Genomic DNA, 20,532 nt, shown 5'->3' on the forward strand with positions numbered 1-20,532 from the left:
CTGTTAGTACAGGTAAACATAAGCGACGTAAGCCGTTACTCCGAAAATGATATGGGCCAGTAAAAGTTGGATATAATACCCCTTGAAATCTATTTTAGGTTCGTGTTTGGTATAACTAAAAATAAAAATCCATCCTATAATTCCAACGATACCACTTACCGTTCCCAAAAGAAACCCAACTCCCCAAGTGAGGGGAAGCAGACGGTACTGCCACAGTAAATGATAGCCAATCACAAAACCCAATCCAATCAAATAGTGGAGTGTCCATGCTAAGAGATGCTGTAGCGGTTTAGAAACAGTCAAGTGCAGTTCTTTCAAAAAATAAGTAAGCAATACAGGTTCCTTATACAGTTTTCTAAAAGCGCTAGAGACGGCATAACTAAACCCCGTCATCGTGACCATGGCAAAAAAGGCAGAAAGAAGTAAACGATGAATTAAGTCCATAGATTAAAAGCATTAATTTTTAAAACAATCAAGTGAAATATAAAAGGATAAGAATGCTACAGTTACAAAGTACCCTTCTTAAATTATACATTTTTTTTATTTAGATCTTGAAACACAAAGCCGTACGCAACAGCATAAAGTTGGATTTGCTCTTTTTGAAAAGTACATTACCTACTTTTTTGTGCACGAGGCAAGGCTACATAAATATACGATTCCATAGCGTACTGATTATTACATTCTATGACGAATAAGTTATAATTAAACACACTAGCAACTGACTAGCAGTCATTTAAAAAACGAAACAATCAAATGAAATAGTATAAATAATTTCAGGGGAAGTAGTGCTAATTTTGGAATACTAATAATTTTAAAAAACACAATTATGGAAAGTGCACACAACCCAGATGGAACAAAAAGACCGATGCTTACAGGAATGTTTGCCGATCGGGACAGTACAGAAAGAGCCTATAGTTCCTTATCAGAGCGAGGCTATACGAATGACGAAATCAATTTATTAATGTCAGATGATACCAGAGAAAAGTATTATTCTGATAAAAACGACCACTCGGATTTAGGTACAAAAGCGGCGGAGACTGCGGGTACAGGTTCCGCTATTGGAGGAACCATCGGGGCCATTGTCGGCGTAATTGCTGCCATAGGTACAAGCGTAGTAATTCCAGGACTAGGTATTATCGTAGCAGGTCCATTAGCAGCCGGACTTGCAGGTGCAGGAGCAGGTGGAATTACCGGCGGAATCATTGGCGCACTTGTAGGGTCAGGAATTCCCGAAGACAGAGCCAAAGTGTACGAGAGCGGTATCAAAGACGGTCACGTAGTTTTAGGGGTACACCCAAGAAATGAAGAAGATGCGGACTATTTTGAAAACAATTGGAGAACCAATCAGGCAAAAGATATTTACCGCTAATCTACTTTAAGTAAACACGAAGCAGCCGAATGATTTATTTTCATTCGGCTTTTTTTTGGTAACAAAAATGCTACTGGTACAAAACCTTATCACCATGGGGAGTCTAATCATAAGGCACTTCCTATTTTTTAAATGAGGTCTAAATGAAGTTCAAAATAGAGCGTGCGCGTTAAAATTTGTTAGTACCTAAATTATCTAATAATGTACGTACATAGAAAAGATATGATTTTTTTCTGTATTTTTGAAACGGTTTTTATCTATAAAACGAGTAAAAAACACAGTACTTTACATTTAAACATAAAGAAGGACCACCTAACCAGTAAAAATGCAAACAATGATGCACAACCTTTTGCTAGCCGATGATGATAGTGACGACTGTCTTTTTTTTCAAGAAGCTTTAGATGAGCTGCCTATACAATCCATACTAACTACTGTTAATGATGGTGTAGAGTTGATGGCGTATTTGACACAAACTAGGTCGAAATTACCTAAAGCTCTTTTTTTGGATTTAAATATGCCGTTGAAATCAGGTTTTGAATGTTTATCAGAAATTAAATTAATTGAAAATTTAAAACAGTTGCCTGTAATTATTTTCTCAACCTCTTTTGACACCAAGGTAATTGACTCATTGTACGCAAATGGCGCAAGTTATTACATAAGAAAACCAGGGGAATTCGATACTTTGAAAAAAGTAATTAATGAAGCAATCAGTCTTGTGGACACCCCTAATTTTACACAACCCAACCGCAGTAATTTTATAATCCAACCTTAACTATTAACTAGTGAGTATCCCGAGTAACAATACTTATTTTTTGCAAGGTGGTGGCGAAATGGGCACGCTGATTCGTGCCAAAGACTGGAGTGCTACCCCACTAGGTAGTCCTGAAAATTGGCCTCAAAGCTTGCGTACTATGGTATCCGTGATGCTGAACAATCCTTTTGGAATGTATATTGCATGGGGAAAAGAATACACACAAATTTATAATGACGGGTACCGTCCCATACTCGGCAGCACAAAACATCCGGAAGCATTAGGAACAAGTGCCAGAGCAACATTTTCTGAAATTTGGCACATCATCGAATCGATGTTTGATGGCGTTATGAACGGTGAACCTGTCGGTTTTCCCGATTTTATGCTTCCACTGAACAGAAATGGGTATGTAGAAGAATGTTATTTTGACTTTGCTTATAGTCCGATCCAATTAGAAAATGGTGAAGTAGGTGGTGTTTTAGTGACCGTAATTGAAACTACTAGTAAAAAGAAAGTAGACGACCAACTAAAAGCCAGTGAGGAACGCTTCAAAACCTTAGCGGATAACATTCCGAATCTTGCATGGATGACCACGAAAGAAGGAGCTCTTTATTGGTACAATCAAAAATGGTATGAATATACCGGAACAACTCCTGATAAAGTTATGGGATGGGATTGGCAACAAGTAATTCACCCTGATTATCTTTCTATAGTACTAAAAGAATGGAAAGCGGCCTTGAATTCTGGAACTTCTTTTGAACTCATCTATCCATTATTAGGGGCTAATGGCCAATATAAATCATTTCTATCCCGTGCTTTACCCGTAAAAAATGAGAAAGGGCAAATTATAGGATGGTTTGGTACCAATACAGACATGACCATCCAAAAAGAAACAGAAGAGGCCTTGTCCGAAAGCAAAATAGAATTAGAATTTGCAATTGAAGCGGCTCAATTAGGCACTTTTGATTACAGTCCTTTTACCAATAAATTTTCAGCAAATCACAGGTTGAGAAATTGGTTTGGTCTATCCGAAAACGAAGAAATTGATTTATCGAATGCCCTAGACATCATCGTGGAACGTGATAAATTAAAAGTAACAAATGCCATACAAACCGTCTTGGAATTCAACTCTGGTGGTCGATATGATATTGAATACAGCATTACTAATCCGCTTACGAAAAAAGAAATTTGTTTGCACGCCAAAGGAAAGGCTTGGTTTACTAATGATAAAGTTGCCTACCGATTTAACGGTACTTTAGAAGATGTAACAGCCCAAACAAACGCCCGAAGACGTACCGCATTGAATGAGGAGATTACCAAAAATATGGTTTTGGAAGCTCCGATTGGCATTTGTGTTATAAATGCTGAAACCTTAATTACAGAAAACGTAAACGACCGTTTTATTGAAATTGTCGGCAAAAAATATGACGAAGTGTACGGGAAGTATTACTGGGATACTTTTGCACAAGCCAAGATTATTTATGAGAAAGAGCTTCAAAAAGTCATTGAAACTGGAAATCCTTTTCATCTCAATGAAGTAGAAGTTTTCTTAATCAGACATGGAAAATTAGAACCCCTCTTCATCACTTTTGTCTATGCTCCTTTAAAAAATGAGGAAGGAAGAGTGGTAAAGGTAGCCGTTTGGGTAATTGATCACACACAACAAGTTAGCGCTAGAAATAAAATTGCTGAAAGTGAAGAGAAATTAAAACTCATGATTTTACAGGCTCCAATTGCTATTTCTATTTTTCGGGGTGCTGATTATGTGGTTGAAATCGTAAACAAAAATACGTTAGCTCTTTGGGGTCGAACCAAAGAAGAAGTACTTCATAAATCCATTTTTGAATCGATGCCTGAGCTAAAAACGCAAGGTATAAAAGAATTATTAGACGAAGTTGTAGCTACGGGCATACGTTTTTCGACCAATGAACTTGCCATAGAATTTATTAAAAATGACATTCCTGAAATCGTTTATATCAATTTTTCTTATGAACCTTTGTATGATGCGGATAACAAAATTACAGGGATTATGGCCATCGGTTTTGACGTCAGCCAGCAGGTGTATGCCCGACAAAAAGCCGAAGAAAGCGAAGAAAACATTCGTGCATTAGTTGAAAGTGCTCCTTTTCCTATTGGCGTTTACAAAGGCAAAGAGATGGAAATTACTTTGGCCAATCAATCCATTATGGATGCTTGGGGCAAAGGAAATGAAGTAGTGGGTAAACGCTATACAGATATTTTACCGGAATTAAAAGAACAAAAGATTTTTAAGCAAATTGAAGATGTTTTTCGCACAGGCAAACCTTTTCATGCCATAAACCAAAGGGTGGATTTGGAACACAATTCGGTTTTAAAAGCACATTACTTCAACTATAGCTTCACACCTCTATTGGATGCTACTGGCAAAATTTACGGCGTAATGAATACAGCAGCTGAAGTAACCGCCTTGCACCAAGCACAACAAAAAGTGGAAGAAAGTGAAAAACGGTTCCGCGACTCGGTCTATCAAGCACCTTTAGGCATTGCCATTTTCCGAGGGCCTGATTTTATAACTGAAATTGCAAACAATAACTATTTAGCTTTAGTCGATAAAACGGAAGAAACGCTTATTGGAATCCCCCTTTTCGAAGCATTACCAGAAGTGAAAGAGTTGGTCGAACCGCTTTTTAATGATGTCCTAAAAACAGGTCAACCCTTCTACTCCAATGAACTTCCCGCTAATTTAAAGCGACACGGAAGAGTAGCGCTTAATTACTTCAATCTTGTTTTCCATCCCTTAGTGGAAGAAAATGGAGAAATTTCCGGAATAATGGTCGTGGCTACAGAAGTAACAAACACGGTGAAAGCGAAACATTTATTACAACAAAGTGAAGCCCATTTTCGCAATATGGTAATGCAATCGCCCATTCCGATGACCATTTTAAGAGGAAACGATTATGTCATTGAATCAGCCAATAAAGCCATGTATCAAGACATTTGGAGAAAGAAACAAGAGGACGTAATTGGACGACCGATACTAGATGTCTTTCCAGAATTGAAAGAACAAAAGTATGCCGAGCTTTTAAACTCCGTTTACAAGTCGGGTACCACCCATAGCGAAAAAGAGTCGTTAGCCTTAATAGCGGGTGAAGACGGTACAAAAGAGTTTTACCTTGATTTTGAATATGCGCCTTTATTTGAAACCGATGGATTAATTAGCGGTATTATGATTACGGTAAGCGATGTTACGGACAAAGTAACCGCTCGTAAAAAAGTAGAAAACACAGAAGAGCGTTTGCGATTGGCCACAGAAGCTACAGGAATCGCCACTTGGGATTTAGATTTAGTAAATCAAACCATCATCCACTCGCCTAGTCTTGCTGAGCTATTTGGATATGAAAAATCAACAGCACTTTGCCATAAAAAAATCAGTAGTCAAGTCTACCCAGAGGACTTCGAAATTGTAGCGCAAGCCCGAAAAATAGCCAGAGAAAAAGGAATTTACAGTTATGAAGCCCGAATTATAAAAGTAGACGGAAGTGTTATATGGATCAGAACGCAGGGAAAAGTATATTTCAATGACAAAAATGAACCTTTTAAAATAATTGGAACCTCTAGGGATATCAACGACGAAAAGAAATTCCAACAAGTTTTGATGGAAAGCGAAGCCAAGTTTCGATTATTAGCCGATTCCATTCCACAACACATCTGGACCGCAGATCCTCAAGGTAACATTTTCTACTTTAACCAATTTGTTTTTTCCTATTCAGGCTTGACTTTAGCTGCACTTCAAAAAGCAGGATGGATGCAAATTGTACATCCCGATGATTGTGATGAAAACGTAAGGCTTTGGGTGGATTCTGTTGCTACAGGAAAAGACTTTTTATACGAACACCGTTTTAGAAGAAAAGACGGTACTTACCGTTGGCAGTTGAGTCGAGCAGTTCCTCAAAGAGATGAAAACGGCAAAATTATGATGTGGGTAGGAACCAGTACGGATGTTCAAGACCAAAAAATGTTTACCTACGAACTTGAAAAGCAAGTGACGGAACGAACAAGCGAAATCAATCAGAAAAACAGCGCTCTTGAAAAAATGAACAAGGAATTACAATCCTTTGCCTATATATCAAGCCATGATTTGCAAGAACCTTTGCGTAAAATTCAGATATTTGCCTCTCAAATCAAATCTAAAGAGGCGGCTCATTTATCTAAAAATGGGCTCGAGAAATTTGAGAGAATACAAAACGCAGCGAATCGAATGCAGACTTTAATTCAAGATTTATTGGTTTATTCACGCTCCAGCTTTCAAGAACGAATTTTAGAAAAAACAACACTTGACGCAATTATTGCAGAAGTAAGCGAAGATTTAAGCGAGGAAATCATTCAAAAAAAGGCTACACTACAGGTACTTCATTCGTGTGAACTGAACATAATTACCTTACAGTTCAGACAATTGATTTTTAATTTGATCAGCAACTCGTTGAAATTCACAAGAGAAAACACACCTCCAATCATAATTGTGAATGCTGAAATGGGTAATGGCTCCGATTTTGAAAACAAAATGTTAGCGCCAGATAAAAAGTATTGTCATATTTCTATCAAGGACAATGGCATAGGATTTTCACAAGAATATAATGAGAAAATATTTGAGGTTTTTCAGCGTTTGCATGCCAAAGAACAATTTGCTGGAACAGGTATAGGCCTTGCCATCGTTAAGAAAATCATTGACAACCACAATGGTTTCATTGCTGCATCAGGTGTACTAAATCAAGGGGCCCTTTTTGATATTTATATTCCAGCATAACCGGCTGAAACCTTTTTTTAAAACAATAATCGTATAGTACTGATTGCGAAGAACAGTCCATGCTGATCCCTAAAAGTGGACTGTAACAGTACACCTCTTTCCAAACTTTACGCTAAACGAAAAGAGTATCGAACGCACGATAATAAACAAAGTAATGTAAGCAAAGAGAAGGATCACATTAAAGTCCCACCTCCAACTTCCCAAAAGTCTTACCAACAAAAATTCCATCAAATTGTACACACTAATACCCCTATAATTTAAATTCTAAATTCCAAAATTCGTTCCACTCCAGCGGCACTTCTTAATTCGAAATAAGCACTCAAAATTCCATAACATTTGATGTTAATCCTATAAAAGCCAATACGGTAGATGTTTTAATTTTGATAGACCAATACCATCAACTAATAAACACCACCTTAATTAATTAAAAAATAGTAATATGAAAGAAAAACCCACTCCAATAAAAGAGCTTTCAGATGCAAAACAGCAAGACTTAGAAAAAAACAGAAGCTACAGCGACAACCGAGCCATGACTACGGATCAAGGATTGAAAATAAACGACGATAACAATTCTCTTAAAGCAGGCGATAGAGGTTCGGCATTACTGGAAGATTTCATTCTAAGAGAAAAAATTACCCATTTTGACCACGAAAGAATTCCAGAACGGGTGGTCCATGCAAGAGGTTCAGGAGCACACGGTTATTTTAAACTCTATAAACCGCTAAACAAATATACTAAAGCCAAGTTCCTTAATGACACAACGGTCAACACCCCTATTTTTGCAAGAATTTCAACAGTAGCGGGTTCTAGAGGGTCTACAGATTTACCAAGAGACGTAAGAGGTTTTGCGCTTAAATTTTATACACAAGAGGGGATTTATGACTTAGTGGGAAACAACATGCCCGTATTTTTCATTCAAGATGCCATGAAATTTCCCGACTTAATACACGCCGTAAAAGGCGAACCGCACAACGAAATCCCTCAAGCCGCTTCCGCTCACGATACTTTCTGGGATTTTATCTCTCTGATGCCCGAATCCATGCACATGATTATGTGGGCTATGAGCGACCGCGCCATTCCTAGAAGCTTGCGAATGATGGAAGGTTTTGGCGTGCATACCTTTCGATTCATTAACGACAAAAACGAATCCCACTTCGTCAAATTTCATTGGAAACCTAAATTAGGAACCCATGCCGTACTTTGGGATGAAGCACAGAAAATTTCAGGAAAAAACTCCGATTTTCACAAATTGGATTTGTGGGAAGCCATCGACCAAGGCAATTTTCCAGAATGGGAACTAGGCGTTCAAATAATTCCCGAAGCCGACGAACATAAATTTGATTTTGATTTACTAGACCCCACAAAATTAGTACCTGAAGAAGTAGTACCGGTTACACCAATAGGAAAAATAGTACTCAATAGAAATCCAGATAACTTTTTTGCAGAAACAGAACAAATTGCATTTCATCCCGGCCATATTGTACCTGGAATTGATTTTACCAATGACCCATTACTACAAGGCAGGTTGTTTTCTTATACAGATACGCAACTATCAAGATTAGGAAGCCCTAATTTTCATGAAATTCCTATTAACCGTTCGATTGCCCCCGTGCACAATAACCAAAGGGATGCCAGCATGCGACAAGAAATCAACACGGGTAAAGTAGCGTATTTCCCTAATTCATTAGGCGGTGGATGTCCTTTTCAATCAAAGATAGCCGACGGTGGTTTTACCAGTTACGACGAACGCATCGAAGCACGAAAAGTAAGAGAAAGAAGTACCAGCTTTGCCGACCATTTCAGTCAAGCGCGGTTATTCTTCGACAGTCAAACCCCTACCGAACAAAACCACATCATAAAAGCTCTTCGCTTTGAATTAGGTAAAGTCGAAACGGTGGCCATTCGCTTACGAACCTTAGGGCTATTGGCACAAATAGACAATAAATTGGCTACTAAAGTAGCCGAGGGATTAGGTTTAGAGGTACCGCAACCTGAAAAACCAATGAATAAAGGCGTCGGTGCAGATGCAGATGAAAGCCAAGAGCCAATACAAAAAAACCAAAAGGTGAAAAGCTCAGATGCGCTTAGCATGATCAAAAACCCAACGCTTTCCAACACTATTGCAACCCGTCAGATTGCCTTCCTTTGTAACGAGGGCGTAAACGATGAATCAGTCGAAAATATGAGGAATGCATTGGAAACAGCGGGGGCGACTGTGAAAATTATTGCACCACATTTAGGAACTATTAAAACAGAAAAAGGTAAAAATTTAACCGTAGACCAAAGCTATCTTATTGCCGCATCAGTACTCTTCGATGGCACATTTATACCAGACGGAAAAAACAGTAAAGACCTCGCTCAAATGCCGGAAGTAAGAGAATTCATTAACGATTCTTTCAAGCACTGTAAATTCATTGCAGCGGACAATAGAGCCAAAGAAGTCCTTAAAAATACGGACGCTAAACCCAATACAGATATGGGAGTCCTAACGGATAGCGCCAATTTGAGTAAGGACTTCATTAAAAAACTAGGTACGCACCGTTTTTGGCAACGAGAAAAACTAGTGTAAGGAACATCATTTAAAAAAAAGGATTACAACTCCAATTGTAATCCTTTTTATAAATTTGTGTTTTATAAAGCAAGCCATTAGTCGGACAAGTAGGTATTCAAAATGCGTAATTTTGAAAATGAAATAGAGTAAAATAAAAAAACCATTTACCTCAATAAAATGGTCTTAATTAAAAAGATAAGCAATGTGTTTTCACACCATTCAGTCCAAACTAGCCAAACAAATCGAGAGACGATTCAACGCTAAAATCCGCGAACCTCATCTGTTCCAACCACAAACCCACATTAATGGTTTTGATTTTCCTAAAACTCCCATTATTACAAATGAAAATCCGGATATAATCGAACATTACAACTGGGGCCTAATTCCTACTTGGGCGAAAGAGGATAAAATAAAAGCAATGACACTAAACGCCAAAATAGAAACTTTAGAAGAAAAACCCTCTTTTCGTGATGCCATAAGCAATAGATGCTTAGTAATCGCTAATGGATTTTACGAATGGCAGTGGCAAGACAGCAAAGGAAAAAATAAAATCAAATACGAAATAGGTATTAATGACCAAAATCTATTTACTTTCGCAGGGCTATTTTCAAAATGGACCGATATAAATACGGGCGAAATTAGAAACACCTACACCATTGTTACCACAGAAGCCAACCCACTAATGGCAGAAATACACAACATTAAAAAAAGAATGCCCATAATCCTACGTGCAGAAGACGAACTTAAATGGCTTTCCAACACACCAATTGAACAATATGCATTTCCCTATTCCGTAAGCTTAACTGCTAAGAAAGAAAGTCCTCCTGCTGGATTTCAAAACAGCTTATTTTAAATTTTCATACAGGGCTTTACACCTCTACAATCAAATGCAATAAGCAAAATAATAGCGCTTCGTACCTCGGAATGACATCATAGTACATAATTGTATACAAAAACCCAATAAGACCAACAACCTCCAACAAATTTAAACTTTAAACCTAAAACACACCCTACATCCCACATTTTTCCGATCTTTTTTCTATACGCTATTTCATACAAGCCAATACACCCACACATAAATAAATAAACCCAAAAATCAGAAGTACCGAGAAAATTTTATCTTTTACCGTTGGCTTGTAACCCTTGTCTTTGCCTTCGTAATCCACACTACTTCTTGAAAAAAACATAACTACTGGTTTTTGTCTGGCATAGTTGTTATAAAACAAGAATAAAATCAACCTGAAATAGGCCGCAAACAATAAAGAAACGGCCGAAATAGCCAATGTAAAATAATTAAATTGAGTTAGTGATTGCTTAAAAAAACATATAATTACGATCAGTATGCCAATTAAAGTTATTTCCTTAAAAGACTTCTTATTGATGCAATCTTGTGAAGCCATGTAAATACAAAACCAAGAAACTAATCCAAGAGTGGGCGAAAAATAATCATATTCCGATTGCTTAAAAATTAGGAATGATGTTATTTCAGCAGATAATACAATGCCTACAATCAGTGACGTGGCTGCTATAGCAAACTTAGAATCATCCTTTAATTTCATTTTAGCCTTTTTTACCACTAGCGTTTATAAGGGTACAGCAAACGGGTGTATCCGGGAATAATTGCGTTTATATTTTAACCATTTCAAATTCAAGATTACTTTCACTAACTTGAAAAATTATTTTACCGCTCTTTTCTTTTACAAATATTCCCATAATTGAGAAAGAATCTTTTTCACTTCCAATTTTAATTAACTGTCGATAGTGGTCAAATTTCCATTTCTTGTTTTTAATCATTTCCAGCGTCATCAAAAATAACTTACTTTTATTTGGCGAATTCATCTCAAAAGTTCCATTCTCCTCAAATCTAAAAGTGGAGACTAGAAAACCTTCAATGAGTTCTTTAAAATTAGGATCTGTGGTCTCTGTCAAATTTTTTTCAACCTGCCAGATGCCATACAAATCCTCCTTCTCCATTGTTTGACCGATCACACTATTACAAATGGAAAGGAATGCAAATACTACAATGTGTTTTTTCATCAATCTTGGTTTTTGATTGGGCCATAAGCCAATTAATTGCTCAATTCCTAGCAGCTGCAAAACCCAAAAAGGCAGATACAAGGGACGCAACAATAACTTCCAAATATAGAATTTAAATCTCAAAAATCCTTACCCATAATTTTCATTTATTGTAAAACCTTTGCGGCTTAGTAACTCTGCACGAACATCTTATCCCAACTCCATTTTACATCCGCACAAATCTGTGAAATCCGTTCCCTCCTTGTGCCCTATTCCATACTTTATAACCACTAAAATCACCTATGTAGCGCTCGTAAATAGGATTGCTTCGTACCTCGCAACGACATAATTGCACATGAATTATTTGTTAGAAAAATCCAATAAGACCAAAAACCTCTAACAAGTTTAAACTTTAAACCTAAAAAACAACCCCGAATCCAAACCGAAAAATAATCTAAATAGCAACAGTATGGCAAAGCCCTACTTCAAGTATAGATGAAGTATAGATAGTGTATGAAACCAGTATTCGGCAAAAAAGGCAAAACGCAGGAATATTTTCTAAATTATTCAATTTAGGCAGAAAAAAGTAAAAGGGAAAATAATAAGAAAGTAGTGACTTAAGAAGTAAAATCAGACAAAGATAATAAAATTATAGCAAAACTAATTAGACAAAATGAACTGCAGAAATAAATCCCAACCCTCCTTTGCCATGTTGATCAAGGAAGCATCTCTAGATAAGAACCGTTCATTTGCTTTAAAAAAAGAATCCTCGAAATCCCAATTCCAAATTCCCAATTCCTAAATCATTAAATCCTCCCTCAATCACAAATTCCAATCGTACTTTGCTCTATTCCTCCTCACCAAATTCTCCTTCCCAATTCCCACAAAAAAACCCGATTATCTTTCGACAATCGGGTTCTAAAACAAATAAAGAAATCACTTATTTCTTAATCACTTTTACATTCTTAGTTATTCCGTTAACAGTTACTTGCATTAGGTAAGTTCCCGTAGCCATACTTGCCATATCAATAGTTAGTAGCGTAGCATTAGTAGCTCTACTATAAACCATTTGACCTAGCATATTGTACATTTGAACACCTTCTATAGTTTCAGAATATGAAACCGTTAAGACGTCAATAACGGGGTTAGGATAGTAACGTAAGTTACTAACTTCAAACGCAGGTGTTTTCAAATCTACTCCCGCAGTAACAGCCAAACGACTTGTACTTTCACATCCATTAAGTGTTTGTGAAGCATAATAAGTAACTCCTGAAACCAATACCGTTGTAGAAGGCAATACAGTTGTACCGGTAGCATCACTGTACCAAATAATGTTTTGACCATCAACTACAAAATTAGCTAATGTTTGACCCGTAGTGAAATCTTGTGTAGCAACCCCTGTTGGTGCAGCAGTTACATTTACTGATACTGTTGCAACAGCTGAAGTTACAGGAATACCACATGATCCAGTTACAGTAATAGTATAGTTGCCGGCATCTGATGATGAGGCATTGAAAATGGCATAAGTTGAGGTAGTTGCCCCACTAATCACGGCTGTACCTTTAAACCATTGGTACGTCAAGTTTGTACCTATAGCAGAGACGCTCAAGTTTATTACTTCTCCTACGCAAACAGTTGTGCCAAATGGTTGAGCTGTAAATACAGGTAAATTATTATCTACCATTACAGCGACCATTGTTCTAGCACTTTCACAACCAGCAATTGTTTGAGAAACATAATAGTCTCCAGAAGCTAAAACAGTTGAACTTGCTAATGCATCTCCTCCAAATCCAAAGTTGTACCACTGTAAACCTGTTCCAGTTGCCATTAAATCAGCAATTGTGGCGCCAGCACAGAACGTTTGTGCCGTAGCAGTTGGTGCAGCAGTAACATTAACCGTTACAGCAACCATAGTTCGTGCACTTTCACATCCAGCAATAGTTTGAGAAACATAATAGTTTCCAGAAGCCAAAGCAGTTGTTCCCATTAAAGCAGTTCCACCTGTTGAAGCAGCATACCATTGAATAGTTCCTGTTCCAGTTGCTACTAAATTAGCAACTGTTGCAGTAGATAAACCATTACAAAAAGATTGTGCAGAAGCAGTTGGTGCAGCAGTAACATTAACCGTAACAGCCACCATAGTTCGTGCACTTTCACATCCAGCGATAGTTTGAGAAACATAATAGTTCCCAGAAGCCAAAGCCGTTGTTCCCGCTAAAGCAGTTCCACCCGTTAAACCAGCATACCATTGAATAGTTCCTGTTCCAGTTGCCACTAAATTAGCAACAGTTCCAGAAGTACAGAACGACTGTGCGGCAGCAGTTGGTGCAGCAGTAATTGAAATCGTTACAGCAACCATAGTTCGTACACTTTCGCATCCAGCAATAGTTTGAGAAACGTAATAGTTTCCAGAAGTCAAATCAGTTGTACCCGCTAAAGCAGTTCCACCCGTTGGACCAGCATACCATTGAATAATTCCTGTTCCAGTTGCTACTAATTCAGCAACAGTTCCAGAAGTACAGAACGTTTGTGCAGAAGCAGTTGGTACAGCAGTAACAGAAACCGTTACAGCAACCATAGTTCTAGCACTTTCGCATCCAGCAACAGTTTGAGAAACATAATAGTCTCCTGTAGCCAATGCAGATGTAGCTTCTAAAGCAGTTCCGCCTGTTGAAGCAGCATACCAGTTAATAGTACCCATTCCTGTAGCTACTAAATCAGCAACAGTTCCAGAAGCACAAAACGTTTGTGAAGCAGCAGCTGGAGCAGCAACAGCTTGAACGGTTAACACCGAACTAACGTTGTTGATAGCATCCCAAATTCCACCACCTGAAGCCGTATAACCTCCATAAACAAAAGCGCCTGGAGCATATTGAAATCTACTTGCTATGTAATAAGTTCCAGCAGCAGAAGGGGCAAAAGTAACTTGATACTCATCATTATTTCCCAATTGAACATTGAAAGTAGCCAATTGCCAGCTAGATTCAGCCCATGTTGCAGGGTCAGTATTCGCTGCGTTTTTACCAATCCAAGCCTGAATACCAGCGCCTTGTCCTGCAGCTTCCGTAACGCCTACCTTATACACTTGTGCATAATAAGTAGGAGAAGTACAAGTTTCAACAGTTGTATTTCCTGGATATTGTAAATTGGCATAAGTGATCGCACAATCAACAGCGTTCAAAGCAACGGTCGCACTAGATGTACAACCTGCTTGAGAGGTAACAACAGCAGTATAATTAGTGGTTCCAGCAACAGTAGACTTGTAATAAACTGTTGAGGCAGACGCACCATCTACATAAGCCACTGTAGCTGCTGCATCGGTATACAAGTTCGCAATTGGTGACCATGTGATATCGGTGGCTTGTGTACCTTTAATCGTAACATTATCTATAGCCCAAAAATAAGCATAAGAACCACTAAAGTAAAAACGAACTTTTACATTCGCTTGATTCATCGCAGCCGCTGGTAAAGCAACCGTACCCAATACAAATGCAGTTTGAGTTCCTGTGGTTGTACTATAGGAAGTTAAATCAGTCCAAACCGTCCCGTCCAAACTGTATTGTGCTTTACCAAAAGAGGTTAGGTAACTTCTAAAATAATGGTAAAAGTTTAAACTTGCTTCGGTATAATTTAAAGTAGAAAAACTTGGTGATACTAAATAAGTCTCCGTAGTTCCGCCACTTCCTTGTGCATCACTATCCGTTAGAAAAAACTGCGAGGCATCATTTGATGATATATCCTGAAATCCAGCAGAAAACGGACTATTTCTTAAAGTCCAAGCTGCTGCAGTAATAGTACCTCCAGTAGAATTATTAATAGTCGTCCAGTTATTAGTAGGATTATTAAAATTCTCATTTAAAATAACAAGGTTAGATAAGCTTCCTCCTGTAATTCCTAAACTTTGCACAGTATTCAAACATACCGCGTCTGGTAGTGGAGTTATAACCAATTGAGAAGGTACAGGCGACACCATTACGTCCAAACTAGCTGATGCAGCACACATAGCTCCAGAAGCCTGCGAAGCAGCTAATGTATAGGTAGTATTCTCTGCAGGTGCAAAAGTCCAACCTATTGTACTGTTTCCTGAAACTCCTGTTGCAGGCGTCCAAACATAAGTGTCATAATTTGCAGCATTTGATGTAAGCGTAATTGAACTTGATTCAATTCCAGAACAAGTATTAGTTGTAGCAGCACTAAGTGTTAAGGCAGGTGCCGAAGCTACAGTTGCAGTGATAGCCTTTCTTGGCGAAGAACAAATAGCTTCTGTTCCAAAAAGGGTATTGAATCTCAATTTTGACAAACTAATTGTTGTGTTGGCATTATAACTATACACTACTGTATTGTCTGCTGTTTCGGTGTAAAGCGTATTAGCACTAGCAGATGCATTGGCACCTGACATTGACACTTCAACAATAATATTAGAGTTTCCGTCCCAAATAAAAGGAGTATCAAAAGTAATTGTTTGTAATCCTGCTGCTGTATGTGTATAAGTAGAAGGACCATAACAAGTAGTAAAAGCTCCCGTTACAAATGCAGAGGTTGCAAATGAAGTTAAATTTGTAGTAGCAATTTTTACCGTATAATTGGAGTTAGTACCTGCAGACCCTAATGTGGTTGTAGTATAACCCATAGAATTTATAGTTCCGGCAACGACACCTAAACTATTCAACTCACTTGCGGTATAAATTATCTGGTATTTAGCATTTGACCAATAATTATTGAAAGGCGACAAAGAGTTGTTAATGCCGATTGTTGCTGCAGTACCTACCTGAGCGTTAACCGTCCCGCCTGTATTGGCACTTGCATAATAAGTAGTAGTTTCAGAAATTACAGGTGTTGTAAATGTTGAACCAGACGCTAATGGAGTTCCACCGGTAGCATTTGCATACCAGCTAATGGAAGATCCTGCACTTGGAGTTGCCCCTAAAGTAACGGTACCTTCACCGCAACGAGCTGCTGCAGTAATATTTGTAACCGTATTTGTAAAAGCAATTTGAACCGCTGTAGAAGCAGTTGTTGAACTACTTGCTGTACATGTTACCTCAGCTAAATAATAAGTTGCAGCAGTAGGAACAACTGTAAGTGTAGAACTTATAGCTCCTACAATGTTCGAATACGTTACATTATCTGTAGAACTTTTCCACTGATAAGTAACTCCTGAACCTGGAGTATCATTTTGCAAACTTAAATTTACACTTTCACCTAAGCAGATGGTAGCTACAGAAGATAGTGTGTTTCCAGGATTAGGTGTTCCGTTACAAACATTTGCTTGTGCGAAAGAGAAGAACCCTGTAAAATCAGATGAATTAACCGCATTAACCGATTCGATTGTATTTGGAGTTCCTGCTATAAATGAAGCTGTACTTCCATAAGAACTTGTATAAATTCCGGAAGCTGAAGCGCCCTGAACGGGAATGTTTGTACTTCCAATTAATGCATCTCCTAAAAGCACTTTAGTAGTGGTAAATGTTCCTGAAACCAAACTAGTTTCCCATCTTCTATTTGCTGATAAGTTGATAATTGCTGGATTGGCTGTTCCTGTATTAACCCCAAATGCTTCTGCTTTAAAAGCAGCTACCGAGGTTGTAGCAGGTGACAAAGAAACAGGTGAATACGTTGATTTTCCAACTGGAAACAAAACGAATCCTGTATTAGCATCGGCAACCGTTCTCACAATTGGACCATTAATATAAGAAGCGGAAGACCCACCTGTCAAAATTCCTTCTGCCGAAGCAGATCCATGTAATATATGATTCGCTGCACTTGAATTAACAATTCCATTAGTCAATGCTAATGTGCCTGAAACTTCAATAGTTCCACCCGCTAAGGTTAACCCATTCACATTATCTACTGATAAATTAGTTACGCTTCTTGTTGGAGGAACCTCAAAACCAGTAGTTCGAGGAGTTGTTTCACCAGAATAGATAAGTGTAAAAGCACCAGTTCCTATATTAAAAGCAGGAGCTACATCAAAAACACCTCCTGATGTAGTATTATCAGCTACACCAATTTGTACCGCAGCTGATAACGCCAGACCATTTCCAATAGTAATGTTTGAAGAACCCGTAATAGTTCCTGAAAACAAATTCACTCTCTGAGTAAGAACTGGAGTTGAAAGTGTCAAACCCATTGGATTAGAAACCCCAAAACTAGAAATTCTTCCTGTAAAAGTTCCATTTCCAGAAAACGTCTGAGGAACCGTAGTTCCAATGAAATTAATTTTCGAAGTAGATGTTGTAGTTTCTGAACTTAAAACAGAACCATTGTTAATCATATTTCCTCCGTTTTGTAGTGTCGACTGACTAATATCTAAAATAGCTCCGTTAGCAACGCTAGTGTTCCCTTCAACTATTACACCACCTGTACCCAAACTTCCTACTTCAAAAGTACCTGCATTAATAGCTAAGTTTCCTTTAATTGTTAATACTCCAGAAGTAATAGCTCTGAATTTACCTGTTGTTCCAGTGCTGTTTATTGTAAGATTCCCTAAAATTGTTCTTACATTGGAAGTAAATGGACTAAATGTTGCAGTTGATGCAGTCATATTAATAACTAAATTACCTAAACTGGTAGAATTAGAGGTCAAACTCGTTCCAGTCGTATTTCCATTTAAAGTAGCGGTAGCATTTGCCTGCCACGTTGCAGTTGGAATATAATTTGTAGTTGTAGAATTAGAATGGGTGTAGTTACTCCCATTTTCAAATAACAAAGTTGTGATACTTCCTACTAAAGCAGCTGAACTTGAGTTTAATGTACTTGTAACTGAACCTGTACTTGTAACTTTAACTAAAGTCCCTGTCCCTCCACTTGAAGTGATAAGGTTAGAGGTAGAACCACTTGCCGTATAAGCACCTGCTATAAGTCCGGTATTTCCAACTCCTGTAAAGGCAAGTGCGATAGCTTTAGTTGCAGAATTTAAATTTAAAGCACTTCCCGTTTCAAGTACAAAATCATCATTTGGACCACCGGAAACTGTAATTGTTCTGGTTGTGGTAGCACTTGATTCTAAAGTAAGATTGGTATTGCTTATAATTTTTATTTGTCCTACTGTAAAATTTGTTCTGTCCACAGAGATCGTTAATTCACCACCAGAAGCACTACCTGCGCCATCAATAATATGCACATCCGAGGTTGCCCAAGCTGTTGGTACAGTACCTGAACCATCTGCTGAAGTATTCCAATTGCTATAAGTGTTCCAAGCGCCACCTGTAGCACCTGTCCAATAATAGTTAGCCCCATTTAATGTTGCTTGACTTCCAGTAATACCAATTGAAGCTCTAGCCTCTACCACTGCAACAACTTTATAATAATAAGAAGTTCCAGCGCTTAAACTGGTTTGAGCTGAAGTATAAGATGTTCCTGTTCCGACAGTTGTTGTAGAAGCTACGAAAGATGTTGAAACATTTTGTGTAAAAGCCGCATCCGTTGCACGTGTAACGAAAAACCCAACTTCATTAGTAGCGTTATCCGTCCAATTTAAAGTGGTTCCGATACCGCTTATATCACTAAAGGTCAAAGAGGTTACATCTCCACTTAGAGTAGTTGTAGCAGTAAATGTGTAAAAAACGCGATTACCATTAGATGATGAACCTATATTAGCGATCAAAGGTGATCCGATTGGATTTGTTCCAATAGCAATAGTATTTACTGTTAACGTAGTTCCTGTAGTAAATACAGGAACTGCTCCAATAGTTACTGAACCTACAGTTGTAGCGGTATTACTTGAAGCCAAAGAGATGGATCGTGATTGTGTTGAAACAGCAGAATTATAAATTTCACCATACATATAGGTGATTTTACCTGTAGTTTCTTCTAACCAAGCTTGCATATTACCCGCATTACTAAGATTCTGGTAGTTTACGTAGAATTGATTCCATTCTAGAACAAAAGTACGATTAGGTGCGGTTCCAATAACTTTAAACCTCATACCGTTTCCTACTTCATTATCTCCTGTAAACGGAGCTAAGATAGCAGCATTTAAAGCGGTAGAAACGTTTGTACCTATCGCTGTAGCAGTCGAAGAGGTGTGCAACATCATCTGTCCATTTGAGTTGGCACTAAAATGTGTGTATTTCATACCCATAAATATGAAATCAAAGCCTAAAGGCTGTACGGTTCCTGCCGCATCATCATTAACACCAATTAGGTAACTAGTACCTTCAGCAGAAAGATCTTTCAAACTTCCTGTAGTACCAGAAGTAAATGCATAATTGGAAATGGATTGTGCAAAACTAAATCCAGTACTTAAAAGCATACCGAACAGTAGTAGTGCAAAAACCAAATTACCTGTGCCACTTATTCGCCAACGGTTTGGAGAATTGGAGCACAAATCTGTTTTGCCAAATAAATCTAAGCGATTTAAATAGCCAGAGTAAAATTTGTTCATAAATAGTTTTGTTAAAAATTAGGCAACTAAATTAACTAAAATTACTTTTCGCAGTTAAATTGCAATCACAAATTAAAACGCACATTATAATAATTGCGAATAAAGAAAAGAAAAAGCGATTACAGTTCAATCAAATATTTTTTATTTAAAGATTTAGCAAAATTTATAACATTATTAAATGATTTTGTAGAAAAAACAGAGCTGTAATTTAGCTGATATTTAACAAAATAGAAAATAGAACACCCAAAAACTATGAAATCTCTTTTTTTTACAAATAAAATCTCCTTATTTCGGAAAATGTTTTATAAAAAAAAACAGATTAATTACTATTTCTAAACTCTTGCAGGTGCTTTCTTTTTTAACAAAACAAAAGCCGTTACAACTCCTAATACCAACATAGGTATTAAATAATCATTAATTGGTGCTGTATCTAAAACTCCTGTTTCTTCGCTTTTCTTCTGGAAGTTATGGGCCTGGAGATCCTACTCCACTAACAGTGCAAAATACCATAGTCAAAAGCGTTATTGTTATATTATTTATCCTGTGCTATGATTTAGCACTCTTTACAAACGAGCTTTCTTGGAAGCCACACCAACACTATCCCTTAAGTACCCCTTAAGTATCCCTTAAGCATCTTGGTTTTTATTATAGGGCAGTTTTTCTTTCTCTATTATTA

At 37.7% G+C, this 20,532-nt stretch carries 9 protein-coding genes; 5 read left to right on the top strand and 4 right to left on the bottom strand.

The features are described 5' to 3' along the window. Positions 1–3 precede the first annotated feature (3 nt). Positions 4–444, bottom strand: coding sequence for a hypothetical protein (locus ACQ5J2_RS00475; RefSeq protein WP_432671735.1), 441 nt, complete (start codon positions 442–444; stop codon positions 4–6). Positions 445–826: 382 nt separating this feature from the next. On the opposite strand from ACQ5J2_RS00475, the gene ACQ5J2_RS00480 reads away from it, so the two are divergent. From ACQ5J2_RS00480 to ACQ5J2_RS00500, 5 genes are all read left to right on the top strand, one after another. Next, positions 827–1,369, top strand: coding sequence for a hypothetical protein (locus ACQ5J2_RS00480; RefSeq protein ID WP_432671736.1), 543 nt, complete (start codon positions 827–829; stop codon positions 1,367–1,369). A 334-nt stretch (positions 1,370–1,703) separates the two neighbouring features. Continuing rightward, the gene (locus ACQ5J2_RS00485; RefSeq protein WP_432671737.1) at positions 1,704–2,141 is read left to right on the top strand and encodes a response regulator; all 438 of its coding nucleotides are present in this window, start codon (positions 1,704–1,706) and stop codon (positions 2,139–2,141) included. A 10-nt stretch (positions 2,142–2,151) separates the two neighbouring features. Next, a complete protein-coding gene (locus tag ACQ5J2_RS00490) occupies positions 2,152–6,903 on the top strand; it encodes a PAS domain S-box protein (RefSeq protein WP_432671738.1) in 4,752 nt (1,583 codons plus the stop codon). Between the two features lie 439 nt (positions 6,904–7,342). Further along, positions 7,343–9,472 carry a catalase gene (locus ACQ5J2_RS00495; protein WP_432671739.1) on the top strand — a complete coding sequence of 710 codons (2,130 nt, stop codon included), beginning with the start codon at positions 7,343–7,345 and terminating at the stop codon, positions 9,470–9,472. A gap of 184 nt (positions 9,473–9,656) precedes the next feature. Continuing rightward, positions 9,657–10,307 carry an SOS response-associated peptidase gene (locus ACQ5J2_RS00500; RefSeq protein ID WP_432671740.1) on the top strand — a complete coding sequence of 217 codons (651 nt, stop codon included), beginning with the start codon at positions 9,657–9,659 and terminating at the stop codon, positions 10,305–10,307. Between the two features lie 193 nt (positions 10,308–10,500). Here the strand turns inward: ACQ5J2_RS00500 and ACQ5J2_RS00505 are convergent, their stop codons facing one another. The 3 genes from ACQ5J2_RS00505 to ACQ5J2_RS00515 form a co-directional block, all read right to left on the bottom strand. Then, positions 10,501–11,013, bottom strand: coding sequence for a hypothetical protein (locus ACQ5J2_RS00505; protein ID WP_432671741.1), 513 nt, complete (start codon positions 11,011–11,013; stop codon positions 10,501–10,503). 67 nt (positions 11,014–11,080) lie between these two features. Further along, a complete protein-coding gene (locus ACQ5J2_RS00510) occupies positions 11,081–11,491 on the bottom strand; it encodes a hypothetical protein (protein WP_432671742.1) in 411 nt (136 codons plus the stop codon). 919 nt (positions 11,492–12,410) lie between these two features. Continuing rightward, complete coding sequence (locus ACQ5J2_RS00515; RefSeq protein WP_432671743.1) at positions 12,411–19,856, bottom strand: T9SS type A sorting domain-containing protein; 7,446 nt, start codon at positions 19,854–19,856, stop codon at positions 12,411–12,413. Between the last annotated feature and the right edge of the window lie 676 nt (positions 19,857–20,532).

Source organism: Flavobacterium sp. SM2513, assembly GCF_050908145.1.
Lineage (GTDB): Bacteria > Bacteroidota > Bacteroidia > Flavobacteriales > Flavobacteriaceae > Flavobacterium.

Bases quoted from the DNA above. Each gene is read 5' to 3' on its own strand.
- ACQ5J2_RS00475 (WP_432671735.1), bottom strand. From the start codon at position 444: ATGGACTTAATTCATCGTTTACTTCTTTCTGCCTTTTTTGCCATGGTC.
- ACQ5J2_RS00480 (WP_432671736.1), top strand. From the start codon at position 827: ATGGAAAGTGCACACAACCCAGATGGAACAAAAAGACCGATGCTTACA.
- ACQ5J2_RS00485 (WP_432671737.1), top strand. From the start codon at position 1,704: ATGATGCACAACCTTTTGCTAGCCGATGATGATAGTGACGACTGTCTT.
- ACQ5J2_RS00495 (WP_432671739.1), top strand. From the start codon at position 7,343: ATGAAAGAAAAACCCACTCCAATAAAAGAGCTTTCAGATGCAAAACAG.
- ACQ5J2_RS00500 (WP_432671740.1), top strand. From the start codon at position 9,657: ATGTGTTTTCACACCATTCAGTCCAAACTAGCCAAACAAATCGAGAGA.
- ACQ5J2_RS00505 (WP_432671741.1), bottom strand. From the start codon at position 11,013: ATGAAATTAAAGGATGATTCTAAGTTTGCTATAGCAGCCACGTCACTG.
- ACQ5J2_RS00510 (WP_432671742.1), bottom strand. From the start codon at position 11,491: ATGAAAAAACACATTGTAGTATTTGCATTCCTTTCCATTTGTAATAGT.
- ACQ5J2_RS00515 (WP_432671743.1), bottom strand. From the start codon at position 19,856: ATGAACAAATTTTACTCTGGCTATTTAAATCGCTTAGATTTATTTGGC.